Origin of the sequence: Turicibacter sp. T129, assembly GCF_025594975.1 — a bacterium.
GTDB classification, from domain to species: Bacteria; Bacillota_I; Bacilli_A; order MOL361; family Turicibacteraceae; genus Turicibacter; species Turicibacter bilis.
The window spans coordinates 1-349 of sequence record NZ_JAMQUU010000124.1 but is presented as its reverse complement, the minus strand read 5'-3'; the positions used below and the strand labels follow the sequence as shown (position 1 = coordinate 349).

Here is a 349-nt window from a genome sequence, read left to right as displayed (position 1 = left end):
GCCTATAGCTCAGCTGGTTAGAGCGCACGCCTGATAAGCGTGAGGTCGATGGTTCGAGTCCATTTAGGCCCACCATACATGGGGACTTAGCTCAGCTGGGAGAGCGCCTGCCTTGCACGCAGGAGGTCAGGGGTTCGATCCCCCTAGTCTCCACCAAAAAAAAATAACAACAAAAGGCGGAGTAGCTCAACTGGCTAGAGCGTACGGTTCATACCCGTGAGGTTGGGGGTTCGAGTCCCTCCTCCGCTACCAAAGAGAATATGGATAAAATGGAGGAATACCCAAGTCTGGCTGAAGGGATCGGTCTTGAAAACCGACAGGGCGTGAGAGCGTCGCGGGGGTTCGAATC

2 tRNA genes are annotated in these 349 nt (G+C 54.7%); both read left to right on the top strand.

Annotated features, from left to right (window positions below):
- The first annotated feature begins 80 nt into the window (after positions 1–80).
- A tRNA-Ala gene (locus NEH75_RS13400) sits at positions 81–156 on the top strand.
- Positions 157–175: 19 nt separating this feature from the next.
- Positions 176–252 (top strand) — tRNA-Met (locus NEH75_RS13395).
- Positions 253–349: the final 97 nt, after the last annotated feature.